Origin of the sequence: Microbacterium enclense (genome assembly GCA_038182865.1) — a bacterium.
GTDB lineage: Bacteria > Actinomycetota > Actinomycetes > Actinomycetales > Microbacteriaceae > Microbacterium > Microbacterium enclense_B.
Map to the genome: position 1 here is coordinate 3,378,045 of CP116226.1, position 15,850 is coordinate 3,393,894.

Sequence of the window (15,850 nt, forward strand, 5' to 3'; positions counted from 1 at the left end):
GGTCAGTCCTCCTCGGACGTGGTGTCGTCACCGAAGAGGGCGCGGTACTGGGCCTCTTCCTCGTCGGTGACCTGGTCGGAGCGGCCGATCTCGTCGACGGGGACGGCGGCGTTCTTCGGCATCTGGTTGAGGATGGCGACGGTGCTGGCCTCGTTCTCCTTGAGGGAGGCCGTCCACACGTCCTTGGAGCTGGTCGCGATCCGGCCGTCGCGCAGCGCGTCGCTGATGATCCGCTCACGCCGCTGGTTGTCGAGGGCTGCCATGGCTTCGCGGCCGGCGGCCGCTCCGCTCTGCATCTCTTCGAACGCGGCACGGTCGACGACCATGGCGCCGGGGGGCAGCTGGGCGGTGAGCGCTGCGGTGGCGGTGTCGCGCTCGGTGAGGGCGGTGTCGAGGGCGGTGTACACGTCCTCGTCGGTGGCGTCGGTGGGGACGCCGAGACGCTCGCGGATGCGAGCGGTGAAGGGGGTGGTGCTCATCGCGAGCTTCTCCTTAGGGGTGGTGTTTCCCGGCTCGGTTGAGCGCGGGTTTGCGCGCCGCGCGGCCGCGGCGACGAACTGCAGGGGCGGGGCCGCGTCTTCGGCGTCGTCGTCCTCGAGGGGGATGGGTACGACGATCACGTCGTCGTCATCGGCGCCAACGGTGGTCGTCTCGCCCGCGTCGGAGATGACGGCGACGCGATCGGCGAGGCCCTGTTCGACGGCCTGCGCGGAGGTGTACCAGGTCTCTTCGCGCAGCAGCGCATCCCAGTCGGCGTCGCCGGCCTTGCCCTGGTAGATCTCGACGATGGAGGACTGGATGCTGTCGAGGACGTCGGCGGTCTTGCGCATCTCGTCCGCGTTGCCGTACTCGAACACGAGGGGCGAGTGGATCATCATCGTCGTGCCGGGCATCATCACCGTCTCGTCGCACCCGGCGGCGATGAACGACGCGGCGGACGCGGCGAGGCCGTCGACGACGGCGGTGACCTTGGCCTTGTGGGCGCGGAGCATGTTGAGGATGGACATGCCCTCGAACACATGGCCGCCGGGGGAGTTGATGCGCAGGATGATGTGCGTGACGGTGTCGGGGAGCGCGTCGAGGACCGCGCCGACGTCCTTGGTGCTGATGCCCCACCATCCGCCCCAGGAGTCGATCGGTCCGTACATGCGGATCGTCGCGACGGTGCTGCCGTCGGCGGCGGGCGGTGTGGTGACGGCGTTGAAGAACTCGGTCTTGGCTTCGGGGGTGCGGTTGCCCCAGTACCGGTTGGGGTTCTTGTTCGTGATGGTCATGCGGCCCCTTCGAGCTCGATGTCGGCGTCGTCTTCGGTGGGGGTGTCGCGGGGCGCGCCGGGCTTGCGCAGCGGGAAGCCCAGGAGGGTCCGCACGTGCGTCTCGGTGGCCTCGTCGGGGGTGATGATCTTCGCGTCGACGAGCGCGCGAATTGCTTCTGCAGTGGCGGGCTGGTTCGCGCCGATCGCTTCGAACTCGAGCAGGGGGGCCGGTTCGTCTTCGCCCCAGTTCTTGTCGACGAGGTCTTCGATGACGTGCTGCTGGACGACGTCGGCGATGTGCTGCGCGACGGCGTTGAGCGAGTCGGTGAAGAAGTTCGCGAACGTGGATCCGAGCGCCCAGGATCCGGTCTCGGTGCCCAGGTTGAGGAAGTGGGCGAGGACGGCGCGCGCGATCTGCTCGTCGTAGTAGCGGATCGGCTTGTCGGTGTCGGGGAGATCTCCCTCGACGCCTGCGAAGCGGAACAGCGCCTGGTACGGCAGGCCTGCGCCGGCGGACTCGCCCGCGCGGGCGTTCTTGGCCACGGTGAGGCCACGCTCGAGCTCGCGGTCGATCCACTCGATGACTTGGTCGTAGGTGGCGTTCGCGGGCGGGGGCGGGCTGGTGTAGATCGGCATGCCCAGGCCGTTGCGTTCGGCGGTGAGCGCCTGGATGCGCAGCACGCGGTCTTTGAGCAACCACATCTTGTAGGCGGGGCGGAGCAGCGATTCCCCGGCCCAGTTGCCGCCTTCGCGTTCGTTGACGAACGCGACGAGACGGTCCACGTCGATGCGCCGCTTGACGCCGTACTGTCGAACGCCGACGAGACCACCGTCTCGGGCGACTTCGATCTTCTCGATGGTGCGCGGGGGCCGCCACGCGAGCTTGGTGAGGTTGGTGCCGCCGGTCAGGGTCTGCTCGTAGACCTGCTCGAAGTAGGAGTGCCCGTGGTCAAGCTCGAGGAGCGCGTGACGTAGGAACTCGTTCCATGAGGTGCGGCCCTTGCGCCGCCGGGGCACTCCGAGCTCGGTGCTGCCTTTGACCTTGAGCCCGAGGTTGCGGGCGACGCGGTCGGTGACCTCGTCGCGGCAGCCGGCGCCGTTCAGGTTCCATGTGGCACGGAGGATCGGCAGCTTGACGGCCCGGATGACCGAACGCACCTGGGGGTCGTCCCGCCGCATGTTGTCGGCCGTCTCGATCGACTTAGGCCACCTGAACTCCGGCCGTTCCTCGTAGTCTCCGGCGCCGATGTCACCCCAACCGGGAACCCCGGAGCCTTCGACCACGTATCCCTGTTCGGGCATGGGATCTCCTCTCAGAGGTTCAACGGCCCGAGCCCCCACCCGCCGTCATCGCCCGGGAGCGTGTACAGGCGCGGAGCGGGCGGTTCAGGCAGCACCACGGGCACCGGCGGCGGGTCGATGCGCGTCAGCCCGTACAGGGCTTCCGTCATGGCCACGAGACCTGCGATGTCGACCGGCTTGGACCGGCTGCGAGACCAGACGTCCGCGTCGGTGTACGGGGCGACCACGCCGCCTTCGATCGCGACGGTGATCGCGGGGGAGGGAGCGACGATGAACCCGCGATCGCGGACGCCGTCGGCGATTCGACCGGTGGCCATGGCGAGGGTGCCGCGGTCGATCTTGTGAACGATCAGGCCGCGTTTGTCCAGCTCTTCCTCGAACTCGCCCGACACGACTCCGGGGCCGGTCTGGAGGACCACTTCACGGTGCCCCGATTCGTCGGCGAGCTGCTCCACGTACGCCGGTGCCCAGAACATGCCGGCCTGTCGGTGTCGGATGGTCGCGAACGGCTTACCGCTGCGGGTGAACACCGCGGCCGCGAGCCAGGTCATGCTGCGGTCGACGGTGTCGAGCGCCCACACGGTGCGGGATCCGGTTTCGATCTGCGGACGGATGTCGGCGGGGGCCTGCTCGAGCTGCTGCCAGTCGCGGACGCTGATGAACGAGTTCACGAGCGCCGTGACCCACTGGCAGAGCACCTCGGTGCGGTAGCCGGCGTCGGTCATCTTGCGGATGTCGGCGATCGCCGACGCGACCGTCATTGCTCCGTAGCCGATGGAGGGGTTGGCGGCGAGGATGCCGTCGACGTCGTTCTTCTCGCACCCCTCGGGCGCGGACCATTCGAACAGGCCCGTGGAGACGTCGTTGCCGTTCGCGTACTCTTCGGCGGTCATGAGACCGTCCTCGACGTACTTCTTGAACGACGCGATGTCTTCGAGGCCTGCGGTGCGCTGCTTCTTCAGCACGACTGCTGAGGCGTCGCCGGCGTTGGAGAAGCCGATGAGCATCCCGTTCCAGAACGACTTCGTCGTCTGGGACACGGCGTTCCAGCCGGTCCAGTCCTTCTGCTCGCGCATCTCGTCCATGAGCACACGCGCGGCGGGCTTGCCGCGGGCGTTCTTGGCCGCGCGGATCTCGTAGTGCGCGCGGGAGCGGGCGACGATCGCGAGCTGTCCGTTGGTGTCGACGACGCGGGCGGTCGCCTGCTGGAGCGATTCGATCGCGAGGTCCGCGTCTTCGTCGGTGTCGGGGTCCGGGTCGGCCCACACCTTGACGACGTTCCACGGCTCCTTGGCGATGTCGAGCGTCTGCGCGACGCCGACGACTTTGAACTTGAGGGGTGGGACGCGCTCGGGGTGGCGAGCGGAGTCGACGTACAGCCACCAGGCGGCGAGGACGCTCGCGAGCATCGTCTTGCCCTGCTGGCGGGCGACGAGCACCATGATGCTGCGGAACCGGTATTGGCCGTTGCGGCGCAGCTCGAGCGCGCGGATGAGCAGGACGCGCTGCCACGGGTAGAGGGTGACGCCCAGCACGACCGCGGCGAACTCGATCACCTCGAAGCCGAGGGAGGTGGCCGGCGTGAGGGGGCGCAGGGGCGGCGTGCCGATGCGCGGTTCTGCTTGCCCGACGTGGAGGGCTTCGGGGTCCGGTTCGACGGCGTAGATGGCGTCGAGGTACTCGTCGGTCATCCATGCTTGCCGGTTCTCGACGCTCGGTCGGGCGAGCAGGGTTGTGCTCATGCTCGCTCCCGTCTGACACGGGGCGCGGACTACGTCGAGATGCCCTTGCGGAGTTTGAACTCAACGAGGCTGTTCGGCGGAGGCGGCGCGTCCGATGTCGGGTCATCGGTCGTCGCTGTCGCGGCGGCGGGTTTGGGTGCGGCCGCGGGCGTGGACTCTGGCTTGGCGCGCGGTGCGCGGCGCCGGCCGCCGTCGAGCGCTCGGCGGAGATCCTTGAGCGCAGAGAGGTAGGCGGTGCGGGTGCGTGCGCCGGCGCCGTTGTCGAGCTCGGCGGCGAGGTCGCGGAGCAGCTCGAGGAGCATGGCCTCCTCGGGCATGTGGAGCAGACCGGTGGCGCGCAGCATGCGCGTCAGGGCCTTCGAGTGGGGGCCGCGAGCGGTGCGCGGCGTGTCCGATTCGGGCATCGGATCGACCTCCAGGGGTGGGGTGAAAAACGCGCACCGTCCGACCAGGGGGAGAGGAACACCCCCCCGAAGGGTGTTCAGTCCCCCGATGGGGATGCTGGATTTTTGGAGGGGGGCTCCTCAGTCGGGCGCGGGGGCGGCGCAGGGAGCGCGCAGCCGTCGTCACCGCATCGGCAGCTCAACGCGTCACCACCAGTCCGCTACCGGCTCGCCGAGGTCGACGACGGGGTTACCGTTGCCTCGGTTGCCGTTGCACAGCGCATGGGCGTGGCGGAAGTTGTCCCAGTCTTCCTGCAGGTCGGGACGGTCCTCCACGGTGTGGAAGTGGTCGAGGTTGTGGGAGTCGGGAGTTGAGCTCGGCTCGACGTTGTAGTCGATGCGCCCGCGGCACAGCCAGCACAGTGCGAGCCGGCGCACATCGGGATCGGGCGAAGCGTCCTGCTCCTTGCCCTCTTCGAAGAACTGGTCGCGCAGCTCATGGAAGTTGCGTGTGGACGTGCGCTTGCCTGCCATTGGCTAGCCCTTCGGGTTGGGCACGCGCTCGACCGGGAGGAGCGGCACACGCCAGCGATATGGGCGCTGTGCTCGGCGGCTCAACTCCCGGCCGAGGCGATCGAGGAGGAGGAAGGGCGGGTCCTCTCCGTCGACACCCGAAATCGAGGAGAGGACCCGCGTGCGAATGACAGAAGCCCCGAGGCCGAGAAGGGCCATCGGGGCTTCTGTCGGTAGAAACACTTCTACCGCGCGCCGAAAATGTAGCACACGAAATTGGGGCTCGGCGCACGCGGCGAGCGCTCAGCGTGTCACCGACGGCTTGTTTGCGCTGCTTCAGCTTCGTTGGACACCGGGTAGAGAACTCTCACGGACGGTGCGGACCGGCGGGATCGGGTCGGTGATCGAGATGCGGTCCAGAGGGTTATCCGCGTCGTCGGTGAGTGCAATGGGCCACACGTCGCCGAGTCCAGCTGCTTGCATGGCCAGGCGGGCGCCTCTCAGAGTGATGTTGACGGTGAAGAGGTTCCAGTCGGGATAAGTTTGTGTGTTGTCCGGGCTCGAGTTGAGCCACTGTCCGGTGCCGAGGCTGCCCGATTCGACGAGCTTCTCGGCGTCGAGGCCATACAGCGCGTCGACGACTCGTGAATGCACTGTCTCGTCTGGGGCCGCTTCGCCTGCGATGGCCACCTTCACGTCGTCCATGTTGACGACGAGGGTATCCGCGAAGTGGTCACTGATGGTGACCTGGTCGGGCTCCACGGGCCTGCCGTACCGGAGGACGGTCGGATCGGCTAGGACGTGGTCGCGGAAGGCTCTGCAAAGGATGTAGTGCAGTCGGAGCTGGTCGGAAGACATCCGTCCGATGAGGGCGGTCCAGGAGACGCCTCGGTCGTCTGCACCACTTGGAGTGCGCGCTCCTGCGAGGACGCCGCTCAGGTACTCGGCAATGAACTCGTCGTCGGCCCACTGAGCCTTGTCGAACACTTCGGCTGCGACCCGAAGGGGAATGGTCCCGTTCTCGGACTTTTCGTCGGCCCTGTCTACGACGCGTTTGACGTTGCGGTTGCGATAGCGGTTGAGCAGTTCCTGTCCCCACTCGTCAGCGAGGGGGCCGAGGAGGCGCGCGAGGACACCGCCTCCAGCCTGGGCGATCTGTGTGCCAACGGCGGTCGAAATGGGGTCCATGGCGTTGGGCTCCTCGTCACTCTCAGACATGAGCCCGAGGCTACAGGCGCTCATCGGCGGTGTCCTGCTTTCGGTGGGTCACCGTGGGGATGGTGCGGTAGGGGGTGAGGTCTTGGTCGAGTTGGTCGATGCGGACTATGACGGGTTGGTCTTGGTAGGGGCGCCAGAGTGCGCGGTGGATGCCGCGGTCGAGCGCGTGGGAGTAGGGGCAGTCCTGGAGGGTGGTGCCGACGCTTGCGGTTTCGTCGAGGCACGCCTGGGGGTGGAGGAGGTAGACGCGTTGCGTGATGCTGACGGCGCGGGCGATGTGGTCGGTGGGGTGTCGTTTCGCGCCGACCTTGGCTTCGATGGTGTCGGCGGGCTCGAGGCGGCTCATGGGCGGGCCTCTAGCGTTGCGCGGTGAAGGTTCACGAGCGCAACGACGTATTCGGTGGTGGATCGGTCGTAGGACGGTCCCATGACGGGGCCAGGACCGTTGAGCAGCCCCTGAGGTTCCTCGACGATGAAGTTGTCGGCCTGGACGGTCTCGTACGCTTTCCAGGGGCCGGGGCGGGCGGCGTCGCTCAGGCGTGCGAGCTCTGGGTCTGACAGTACGTTGAGCAGCTCTCGCAGCGTGAGGGCGAGTGGCGGGACGGTCTGCAGGACGGTGCTGGGGCCGGCCTGATCGAAGTCGGCGAGCGCGGCTCGTGCGGCGTCGATCGCTGCGGGCAGGGTGGGCTGGTTCACGGGCGGTTCGCCGCTTCCTGTCGGGCCGCGGCGAGCGCGGTGGCGGTGGGGATGGTGTGTTGGGTGATGGTGTGGCAGTTGCAGGGGGTCCAGAGGTCGTTGCTGTCGAGGGTGATCTCGGTGCAGTTGCTGTGCTTGCCTTGGGCGCATTCGGGGCATTGGTGTTCGGGGTTGGCGAGGCGGAGGAGGACGTCGCCGTGGCAGGCCTCGTCGGGCGGGCAGGTGCAGGCGAGGTCGCGGCCGCGGAGGTTGGCGACGATGGCGGTGAGGGGGCGGTATATGAAGGTTGCGGGGCCTCGTTCTCCGCCGAGGTGCCGCCAGTTGGGGAAGTGGAGCGAGCCGGTGATGGCGAGGGGTTCGAAGTCCTGTTGGATCATGCGGGCGATGGCGGGGTTGTCGAGGCTGGGGTACTGGGCGCCGACGTCGCTGAAGGTGATGGGGCATTCCCACTCGGATCCGGGGCCGACGTAGACAGCCGCGGTGATGTCGATGGCGTCGGCGAGGGGCATGCGATCGAGCAGCTGCATGCGGCGTGCACCGCGAGGGCTGTGGGTGGTGATGGCACGGTGTCGGGGGTTGGCGTTGTTGGCGATCGCGGCGAGCACGGTGGCGGTGCTGAGGGCGTCGTCGTCGTATCCGGTCATGCGTCGTACTCCTGGGCTGCGTGTTCGCGACGGCGCTGACGGCGGTCGCGTTTGATGAGGCGGTGGGCTTTGCGGTGTGCGCTGGCGGCGGTGAGCGCCCACCAGGCGCCTTGCATGACCAGCGAGGGGGTGTTGTCGGTCCAGGCGTGTCGGAGGCGGATGCGCCAGCCGATCGCGGCTGGCTGCAGCTCGTACCCGTCGACTTGCATCCGCGGCCGCTGGCTCATCGGACGGGCCCGTAGTACCGGGCGGTGTGTGCCGCGGAGCGTCGTGTGCCGTGGGATCGGCGGAGGTGGCGCCACTGCATGCGGTAGCAGCGCCAGAAGGCGAGTAGCCCTCGCGGGGTGAGCCTGTACCGCGACGTGCGGACGACTGCCGAGTTGGCTGCTGCGCGGCGGCGGCGGTCCGCTCCTTGGCACAGTCGGTCATGGAATCGGCGCAGTGGCATGGTGAGCGGCAGCCAGATCGCCTGCATGAGGCGTTCCTCGCCGTCGTAGAGCGCGTCCTCGTCGGCGGCGACCTTTCGCTCGGCGGCGCGCTGGGTGTAGGCGCGGCGGGCGAAGCGTGAGAGCTGTCCGTCGATCTCGGCTTGCCATCGGGTGATGCCGAGCAGGTTGGGGCTGATCCGGTAGGAGGTGATGGGGAACATCAGGAGCCGTCTCCGTCGCGGCCCTGCCATTCGGCGGCGGTGGTGATGGTGAGCAGGTGCGGCGGCTGGTCGAAGCCGAGCATCTTCTCGAGGATGCGGACGGTCTCGTCGAAGCCGTACTGGACGCCCGGGCGGGGGCGTGTGCCGGGCGCGGTGAGGGCGTGGAAGGTGATCACGCGCGGGTCGTTCAGCTTGAGGCCCATCCGCTGCTTCAGGTTCAGGGCTTCGCCACGGCTGGCGGTGACGAGGACGCGCTCGACTCCTTCGGGCGCGGAGAGCAGCCACTGCTCGGCGAGGTGGGTCTTGCCTTCCTGTCGTTCGCCGACGATGACGTGGCGTGGGCCGTCCCGATAGGTCACGGGCTCGATGACGGCGCGGACGGTGCGGCTTTCCTCGAGCTGGGCACGGTGGTCGGCGTCACCTTCGACCAGGTCAAGTGGGGAGCCGATCATGCGCGTGTCCGTGTCGCTGCGGCGAGTGCGGAGTGTGTAGTGCTCCTGGATGGCGGCGGCGAGCGCGAGGGCGATCTCGTCGTAGTTGGGGAGGAGGTCGACGTTGGGGGCGAGGTCGTCGAGGGTGTTCTCGATGAGCGTGGTGAGGTTCATGCGGGTTTCCGTTCTGTGGGCGCGGCTCAGAGGGTCACTGGATCTCGTTGGCTTCGGCGATGTTGGGGAAGGCGGAGAAGAAGCCGTTGCGGAAGCCGTAGGTCTCGAAGTCGTACGTCTTGCCGACCTCGATCTGGGCGTACCGGTCGGCGGAGTTCCAGTCGCCCTGTGAGAGTTCGTCCTCGACCTTGAAGACGCCGCACGAGGTGGATACGCGCTTCTCGCTGGATTTGTCAGCGATCGCGACGTACTTGTCGGTGACGGTGCAGTTGGTGGTGTCGCCGTCGTAGGGGATGCCGCACGCGGTGAGGGTGAGCGCGGCGGCAGCGAGGATCGACGCGGCGAGCGCGCGGGTGGTGGTGTTGTGCATGGTGTTCTCCTGGGGTGGTGGGGGTGTTAGGCGGGGTTGTCGTCGGTGAGGCCGAGGACGGCGCGGGCGAGGGCTTTGGCGCGTTGGGGGTCGGTGGTGGAGTTGTTGAAGAGCTGCCCGTCTTTGGAGATCAGCGGCTCGGCCTGGTTGCGTTTGATGCCGAGGGTCTCCATGAGGACGGGGTCGGATCCGTCGTCGGTGACGAGGAAGTATGCGACCGGAGGCGCTTCGTCATTCATTCCGTCGCGCCGGAACCGTCCAATGAACTGCTCGTGTGTGGCGGGGGACCAGTCGAGCTCGGCGATGACGCCCACACCGGCGACCTTCTGTAGGCCGTCGACGCCGGCGCCGGAGCGGAGGGACATGATGAGGACGCGGTTCTCGGCGTCGAGCTGCTGCTGCGTGACGGTCGGGTCGTTGGGATCCAGGGGTGCGACCGTGAACGCCTCTTCGGCGGCAGCCTTCTGCTTGGGGGACTCGGTGCCGGTGTAGAGCAGCGGGTTGAATGGTGCGAGCTCGCGCATGAGGATGTCGTGAACTTCGCGGTGCCACGCAGCGACGATGATCTTGCGTTCGGACTCGAGGAGCAGCTTGCAGAACTCGGCGACGAAGGGGGCCTTGGCGATGCCGGTGGCCTGGCGAAGCTTCCAGTCGATCTGGCCGGAGGCTTGGAACCGGTCTTGGCGGTCGGTGGCGGCGGAGAGGATCTGCTGCGCGAGGCGGCGGAGGTCGGCCTTGCACTCGGCGATGACGGCCTGGTCGGTTTCGACGGTCATCGTGTGCTTGATGGTCTTCGGCAGCTCGCGCCCAACCTCAGCGCGGGTGCGGGCGAGGAGGAAGCCGGACTCGCGCATGTAGGCGCCGAGCGCGGCGGGGTTCTTCACCATGGCGCGACCGTTGGAGAGGGTCGCGCCGCCCCATTCGCGGAGGAACTCGTCGCGGGTGCCGAGTTCTCCGGGGGCGAGGATGTCGGCGAGGTTGTGGATCTCGGAGCCGTAGTTGTACACCGGCGTGGCGGTGGCGCCGATGACGTACGTCGCGCGTTCGGCGAGCTGCGCGGCCGCGTTGCCCTTGTCGGTGGTGAGGCCGTGCCGCAGCTCCTGCGCTTCGTCGAAGATGACGGTGCGCGCGTAGCGGGAGAGAACGTCTGCCCAGCCAAACAGCTTGCTGTAGGTGACGATCGTGACGTCGGCGAGGTTGCCCGCGAATGCGCTCTTGCTCGGCACGGTGCCCTTGGCGACCTCGTACGTGAGCGAGGGGAACGCGTCCTGCAACTCGGTCACCCAGCGGCGCGGGAGGTGCGTGGGTGGGACGACGACGACCGGCAGCGCGTCGGGGAGCGTCGTGGTGAGCAGCGACGTGAACGTCTTCCCGAGGCCGACGTCGTCGCCGAGGATGATCCGGTTGCGGGTGCGGATCAGCTGCAGCGCCTGCAGCTGGTACTCGCGCGGGGTCTTCGCCACGTCGACGGGGATGTCGAGGCGGGCGCCACCGCCGGCCATGATCTCCACGACCGCGTTCTCCCGGTCGATGTGGTCTTGGCATGCCTTGGCGAGCATCTTCGCGGAGCGCGCGTCGACGGGCTCGAGGGGGAAGCGGTCCATGAACCACACGAGGTCGCGGGCGACCTCGAGCGTGTGCGCGACGGTGATGAAGTCCGAGCGGGACTGCTTCACCCGGCCGAGGATCCGTTTCGCGCGGGCGGATGCCGCCGGTTCGAGGGTGAGCTTCCACAGGCCGTGTCGCGCGTCGGCGTGGGCGAAGCCGGGCGCGATGTACTGGTAGGTGCCGTGAGTTCTCACAGGCCGCCCTCCACGAGGCTGCACAGCACGACGGGCTTGCCGTAGATCTCGTACGGGATGCCGTGGTGGCGGGCGCGGCTGGTCACCAGGAGCAGCTCGTCAATCTCACGGAACTGGGCGTAACGGTCCAGCTGACGTTGCACCGCGGCGAGCGCGCCGCCGATCTTGACTTCGACGCCGACGTTGACGTGTGGGTGGTCGGGGCCGTTGCGGAGGGTGACGAGGAAGTCGATGCGGTTGTGGGGGTCGAGGTGGTGTTCGCGGTCGTACATGACGACGGAGTGGCCGAGGGTCTGCTCCCGGGTGAGGATGCCGTCGAGGGCGAGCTGGAGGTCGGCTTCGGTGTTGTAGGTGAGGCGTTGGGCGAGGATGTGGTCGCGGAGGAGTCGCGCGGCGGGGGCGGTCATGCGGCGGGGCCTTCGGTGGTGGGCTCGTCGGGCTCGAGCGCGGTGTCGTCGGGGATGGGGGCGGTGATGGGCTCGTCGAGGGCTTCGGGGTTGGTCTTGAGGAGCGCGTCGACGCCGGCGGCGAGGTCGGTGAGTTCGGCGGTTCCGGTCCAGCGGGTGCCGCAGTGGCCGCATTCGGCGACGGGTGGGCGACGGGCGTTGCCGGGGTAGTAGGTGACGGTGACGCAGCGTTGGCGTGTGATCTCGCCGTGGAGGAAGGTTTCGTAGTGGGTGTGGTGGCAGGAGGGGCAGTAGGCGAACTCCTGTTTGCGGGGCGGGGTGAAGTGGTCTTCGATCGCGAACCGCCATCCACGGATGCGGATGAGGAGGTTGCTCAGCTGGGCGTCGACGACCTCGCCGGCGCGGTAGGCGTACTCGAATTCGCGGAACCATTCGAGGAGGAGCTGCTCGCTCGCGCCGATGGGTTCCATTTCGAGGGCTGAGCGGTACATGCCGGCGATGTCGGCCTCGATGCTGTCGAGGAGGGCGCTGGCGGTGTCGTCGTAGGGGAGTGCGGTCTTGCCGCCGCCGCGGCCGCTGTCGGTGCGGCCCTGGTTGGGGCGGATCGCGTCCCGCAGCTGGGTGAGCAGGGGCGCGGCGTAGGCGATGGCCTTCACAGGCTTTGCGTGGCGGAGTGTCGCGGCGGCGGTGCGGGGGGCGGTTGCGGGGGCATCGCGGTCGTATTCGACGCGGGTGGTGACGGCGAGGCGGTACACGTTGCCGCGGATGCCGGCGAGCATTTTCGCCGGCATCCCTTCGTGCGTGGTGGTGTCTGTGGTCATCAGGCGGTGCGCTTCCACCACGGCTTGGCGGCGGCGGCTTCGAGCTCGGCGATGCGGGCGCGGAGGAGGCGTTCGTGGCCAGCGTCGATGCCGGCGGAGTACGTCAGGTACGCGATCTGCGTTTCGGCGTCGCCGAGCGCCTGGCGCAGTGCGGCGTTGTCGTCACGCCGCTCGGCATGGAGGACGAGAACGACCTCGAGGGCGCGGTGCGCCGCGGCGACCTGCTCCAGCAGGAGTGCGTTCTCCGCCTCGAGCCGCACGGCGAGCTCGCGGGCACGCTCGACGTCCTCGTTGACGGTGATCTGCGACCAATCGGGCCGCGGGGATATTGCTTTACCGGCGATCCAGCGTGGGGACGGCTTCGGCGTGGGGACGTATGTCTCGGGCGTATCGACTTCGTCGAAGCTCACGGCGCCATTGACGATGATGCCGCCGTCCGCGAGCGGGATGCCGGCGCGATCGCGCACGTCGCCGAGGTCCGCGGAGAACGGCCGTAGCTGCCCCGCACGGTAGGTGCGTCCTTCACTTTCCCATTGGGCGAGCTGCGCCGCGACGCTGTCGTCGCGGTCGTCTTCGGGGAAGTGGTCGTAGGTGAAGACGTCGACGGGGAGGGCGTCGCTGACGTGGTCGAGCCAGTCGATCGACGCCCACGACTCTTCGTCACGCACGTTCGGGAGGAAGGTCACGCGCACGTGTGTGGCAAACCCGCCGGCGTCGAGGGCAACCTCGCGGACCACGGCCACGCCGTCGTCGAATCGGACCCACGCGCGCATGCCGACCTGCGGGGTGGGCACCTCCGGGAGGAAACCCCCAGCGGGCTCCTGAGCGGTGTCCTCAGGCGTGTCGGCCGGGGGTTCAGCGTCCGCGGTGCCGGGCTCGGTCGGTTCTGCGTGGGCGGCGTCGTAGGCCTCGCGGATCTCGTCCGTGATGTCGAGCATGGAGAGATCCGGGTGGCCGTTCTGCCGCGCCCAGTCAGTGATGTCGCGCAGCGTCTTCACATGCGCGTCGACGCCTGCTGCGGGAGCAGGTGCTTCTGGGCCGATGATGCCGTTGGGGTGGGCCTGATCGAACGCTGCGAGAGCGTCCTGGGGGATCCTGCCGTGGCTGGGGACGCCGGGAAAGCCGTTGGCGCGCGCCCATTCCCGGATGCTGCGGAGGACGAATGTGCGGCCGCGCTGGTTGAGGCCGGCGGTGAACTTCTCGGTCGTGAGCAGCTGTGCGGGCATGGCGTCCTCCTCGGGCGTCGGGATGGTGCTCTCGGTCAATTCGGTGGGGCCCGCAGAGGTGGTCGCCGTAGTTGGCGGACCGGCGAGGCTCACCTCCGCGGGGGTCTCGGTGATCGGCGCTGCGGCTTCGACGTCGGCCGGCGCCGGGGCCTTCGGCTTCCGTTTCGGTGCAGGCTTGGGGGCGGGTGCCTCGGTGGGGGTGTCGCGGCCGTCGATGATGGCGGCGATCTCGGCGGGGGTCTTCCCGGCGGCGACGAGCCGGTTGTAGCGGAAGTCGCCCGCGGCGAGCGCTTTGGCTCGTTTGCAGGACATGCCGATGTCGGTGTCGGCGGGGCAGGCGCCGCCGCGGCATCCGTTGTCGAAGCCTTCGACGGTGCCGTGGGGGTAGCCGTCTTCCCAGAGGTCTGCGCTGCTCATGCGGGGCTCTTTTCGGGGAGTTGGTCGAGGGTGGTGTTCCACTTGACGAGGTGGTTGACGGTGCTGGAGGAGTGGAGGAGGACGTTGCGGGCGTCGTCGATGGTTTTGACGAGCCAGCGGGTGCGGCCGACGGTGAGGGTGTCGCCTTCGTTCCACTCGGGGTCGACGACTTTCAGGGGGGTGTGGCGGCGGTACGGGCCGCGGCGAGGGCTCACGGTTCGGTCACCAGGAGGACGATGACGACCGCTGCGGCGGCGACGATCCCGACGATGAGGACGACTGCTTCGGGCCAGGTCATTCGTCGTCCTCCGCCTGGTCGTCTTCCGCGGCCGCGGCAGCTGCGGCTTCCTCCTCCGCGGCGGCTTGCGCCGCGGCGAGGTGTTCGCGGTCGGTGTCGGTGAGGGTGTAGCCCCAGGATTCGAGGGCGGTGAAGTACTTGACGGCGTGCGGGTTCTCGAGCTGGTGGCGGGCTTCGAAGAGTGCGATCGCGTCGGCGACGATCGTGCGCAGGGCGGGGAAGCTGCCGTTGCGGATCCGGGTGGCGAGTTCGGCCTTGTCGGCTTCGCGCGCATCCCAGCTGGTTCCGGTGCGGGCTTCGCCGGTGAGCAGCTGCAGCGTGATCCGCGCGTCAGGACGATCGTGCTCATCGATGGAGAGGGCGATCGCGTGGGCCATCAGCTCGAAGTGGGAAGCGACGGGCCGGAATCGTCCGGTGGTGAGGTACCCGTGGATCCAGGCACGACGGGATGCGGTGTTCGCGTCGACGAGGGCTTGGCGGGCGTTGCGTTTCTCCTGCTGGCGCTGCCACTCGGCTTCCTGTTCGAGCTGCTCGGGCGTGCGGGCGAGGGCGGATCTCTTCTGGTGCCCGAAGCCTTCCCAGTTGGTGCAGACGTAGAACGGCTCGATCGGGTTGTCGGTGCTGTCGAGGTAGTAGGTGCTGACGCGTTGGATGATGGCGGCGTGCCCGTCGCACAGCTGGTGGTTCTCGGGGGTGAGGTCGTTGCCGTCCTTGTCCGCGAGGCCGGTGAGCGGGGCGCCGGTGGAGACGTTGGCACTGGTGCCGGTCCAGTAGCTACCGGTGGTGTAGCTGACTTCCTGCAGCACCGGGACGCCCTGCTTGGTGAGGTCTGCGCGGATGCCGTCGACCACCTCGCGGAGGCGGCGGTCGGTGCGTGCTTGCTCGGCGTCGCGGCGGAAGTTCTCGGGGCGCTCGGTGGCGGTCTCGATGAGCTTCTTCTGCAGCTTCGGGTGGTCCTCGAAGTCGGCGATCACCGCGGCCTGTTCGAAGTCGATGACGGGGTTGGCCTCGACGAGCTCGGACGCCTTGCTCGAGCCGACGATCTTGAGGCCGGCGCGCACGCGGTCGGGCTTCTCGCCGAGGCTTGCGGCGATGTCTTCGGGGCGGAGACCGAAGAGGGTGAGCTTGGAGTACCCGGCGGCGACGTCCTTGGAGGTGAGCTGCTTGCGGCGCTCATTCTCGACGAGCTGCTCCTCGAGGGTGAGCGCCTCGCTGTCGACGGTGGCGGCGTCGCGGACGATGACGGTGATCTGTTCCATGCCGGCGGCGACGGCGGCGCCGACGCGGCGATGACCGAAGAGGATCACGTAGGTGCCTTCGCGGGGGCCGGCGGCGACGATCGGGGGCTGGAGGATGCCGTGCTGGCGGACGGAGGCGATGAGTCCCTCGTCGGGGGTGGCGTCCTCGCGGGCCTGGTCGCGCACCAGGAGCGTCGCGGGGTTCACCCGCACGAGCTGCTGCGTGGGCTGTGGCGGGGTTGGGAGGGTCTTGGTAGCCATGTC

At 68.5% G+C, this 15,850-nt stretch carries 19 protein-coding genes; all 19 read right to left on the reverse strand.

Annotation, left to right across the window (positions count from 1 at the left end; translation table 11 throughout):
• Positions 1-2 precede the first annotated feature (2 nt).
• Positions 3-1,274: an ATP-dependent Clp protease proteolytic subunit gene (locus tag PIR02_15985; protein WZH36247.1), complete on the reverse strand. Its 1,272-nt coding sequence runs from the start codon at positions 1,272-1,274 to the stop codon at positions 3-5.
• Entirely contained in the window at positions 1,271-2,557 is a 1,287-nt protein-coding gene (locus PIR02_15990) for a hypothetical protein (protein ID WZH36248.1), read from the reverse strand. The genes PIR02_15985 and PIR02_15990 overlap by 4 nt, the downstream gene beginning before the upstream one ends.
• 11 nt (positions 2,558-2,568) lie before the next feature.
• Positions 2,569-4,299: a hypothetical protein gene (locus PIR02_15995; GenBank protein ID WZH36249.1), complete on the reverse strand. Its 1,731-nt coding sequence runs from the start codon at positions 4,297-4,299 to the stop codon at positions 2,569-2,571.
• A gap of 29 nt (positions 4,300-4,328) precedes the next feature.
• Positions 4,329-4,703 carry a hypothetical protein gene (locus PIR02_16000; GenBank protein WZH36250.1) on the reverse strand — a complete coding sequence of 125 codons (375 nt, stop codon included), beginning with the start codon at positions 4,701-4,703 and terminating at the stop codon, positions 4,329-4,331.
• A gap of 186 nt (positions 4,704-4,889) precedes the next feature.
• Positions 4,890-5,216 (reverse strand): hypothetical protein, encoded by a 327-nt coding sequence (locus tag PIR02_16005; GenBank protein ID WZH36251.1) that lies wholly within the window; start codon positions 5,214-5,216, stop codon positions 4,890-4,892.
• Between the two features lie 315 nt (positions 5,217-5,531).
• A complete protein-coding gene (locus tag PIR02_16010) occupies positions 5,532-6,413 on the reverse strand; it encodes a hypothetical protein (protein ID WZH36252.1) in 882 nt (293 codons plus the stop codon).
• 10 nt (positions 6,414-6,423) lie between these two features.
• The gene (locus PIR02_16015) at positions 6,424-6,759 is read right to left on the reverse strand and encodes a hypothetical protein (protein ID WZH36253.1); all 336 of its coding nucleotides are present in this window, start codon (positions 6,757-6,759) and stop codon (positions 6,424-6,426) included.
• Positions 6,756-7,109 carry a hypothetical protein gene (locus PIR02_16020; protein ID WZH36254.1) on the reverse strand — a complete coding sequence of 118 codons (354 nt, stop codon included), beginning with the start codon at positions 7,107-7,109 and terminating at the stop codon, positions 6,756-6,758. The genes PIR02_16015 and PIR02_16020 overlap by 4 nt, the downstream gene beginning before the upstream one ends.
• Positions 7,106-7,753 carry a DUF4326 domain-containing protein gene (locus PIR02_16025; protein WZH36255.1) on the reverse strand — a complete coding sequence of 216 codons (648 nt, stop codon included), beginning with the start codon at positions 7,751-7,753 and terminating at the stop codon, positions 7,106-7,108. Before PIR02_16025 ends, PIR02_16020 begins: the two co-directional genes overlap by 4 nt.
• On the reverse strand, positions 7,750-7,980 hold the full coding sequence (locus PIR02_16030; GenBank protein WZH36256.1) for a hypothetical protein: 231 nt from the start codon (positions 7,978-7,980) through the stop codon (positions 7,750-7,752). The genes PIR02_16025 and PIR02_16030 overlap by 4 nt, the downstream gene beginning before the upstream one ends.
• Positions 7,977-8,402: a hypothetical protein gene (locus tag PIR02_16035; protein WZH36257.1), complete on the reverse strand. Its 426-nt coding sequence runs from the start codon at positions 8,400-8,402 to the stop codon at positions 7,977-7,979. Before PIR02_16035 ends, PIR02_16030 begins: the two co-directional genes overlap by 4 nt.
• On the reverse strand, positions 8,402-9,007 hold the full coding sequence (locus PIR02_16040; GenBank protein ID WZH36258.1) for a hypothetical protein: 606 nt from the start codon (positions 9,005-9,007) through the stop codon (positions 8,402-8,404). The genes PIR02_16035 and PIR02_16040 overlap by 1 nt, the downstream gene beginning before the upstream one ends.
• Before the next feature lie 34 nt (positions 9,008-9,041).
• On the reverse strand, positions 9,042-9,377 hold the full coding sequence (locus tag PIR02_16045) for a hypothetical protein (GenBank protein WZH36259.1): 336 nt from the start codon (positions 9,375-9,377) through the stop codon (positions 9,042-9,044).
• Between the two features lie 26 nt (positions 9,378-9,403).
• On the reverse strand, positions 9,404-11,179 hold the full coding sequence (locus tag PIR02_16050; GenBank protein WZH36260.1) for a DEAD/DEAH box helicase: 1,776 nt from the start codon (positions 11,177-11,179) through the stop codon (positions 9,404-9,406).
• Positions 11,176-11,586, reverse strand: a complete 411-nt coding sequence (locus PIR02_16055; GenBank protein ID WZH36261.1) for a hypothetical protein — start codon at positions 11,584-11,586, stop codon at positions 11,176-11,178. Before PIR02_16055 ends, PIR02_16050 begins: the two co-directional genes overlap by 4 nt.
• Complete coding sequence (locus PIR02_16060) at positions 11,583-12,407, reverse strand: hypothetical protein (GenBank protein WZH36262.1); 825 nt, start codon at positions 12,405-12,407, stop codon at positions 11,583-11,585. The genes PIR02_16055 and PIR02_16060 overlap by 4 nt, the downstream gene beginning before the upstream one ends.
• A complete protein-coding gene (locus PIR02_16065; protein WZH36263.1) occupies positions 12,407-14,050 on the reverse strand; it encodes a hypothetical protein in 1,644 nt (547 codons plus the stop codon). Before PIR02_16065 ends, PIR02_16060 begins: the two co-directional genes overlap by 1 nt.
• Positions 14,047-14,265: a hypothetical protein gene (locus PIR02_16070; protein ID WZH36264.1), complete on the reverse strand. Its 219-nt coding sequence runs from the start codon at positions 14,263-14,265 to the stop codon at positions 14,047-14,049. Before PIR02_16070 ends, PIR02_16065 begins: the two co-directional genes overlap by 4 nt.
• Positions 14,266-14,344: 79 nt before the next feature.
• Positions 14,345-15,847 carry a ParB/RepB/Spo0J family partition protein gene (locus PIR02_16075; protein WZH36265.1) on the reverse strand — a complete coding sequence of 501 codons (1,503 nt, stop codon included), beginning with the start codon at positions 15,845-15,847 and terminating at the stop codon, positions 14,345-14,347.
• Between the last annotated feature and the right edge of the window lie 3 nt (positions 15,848-15,850).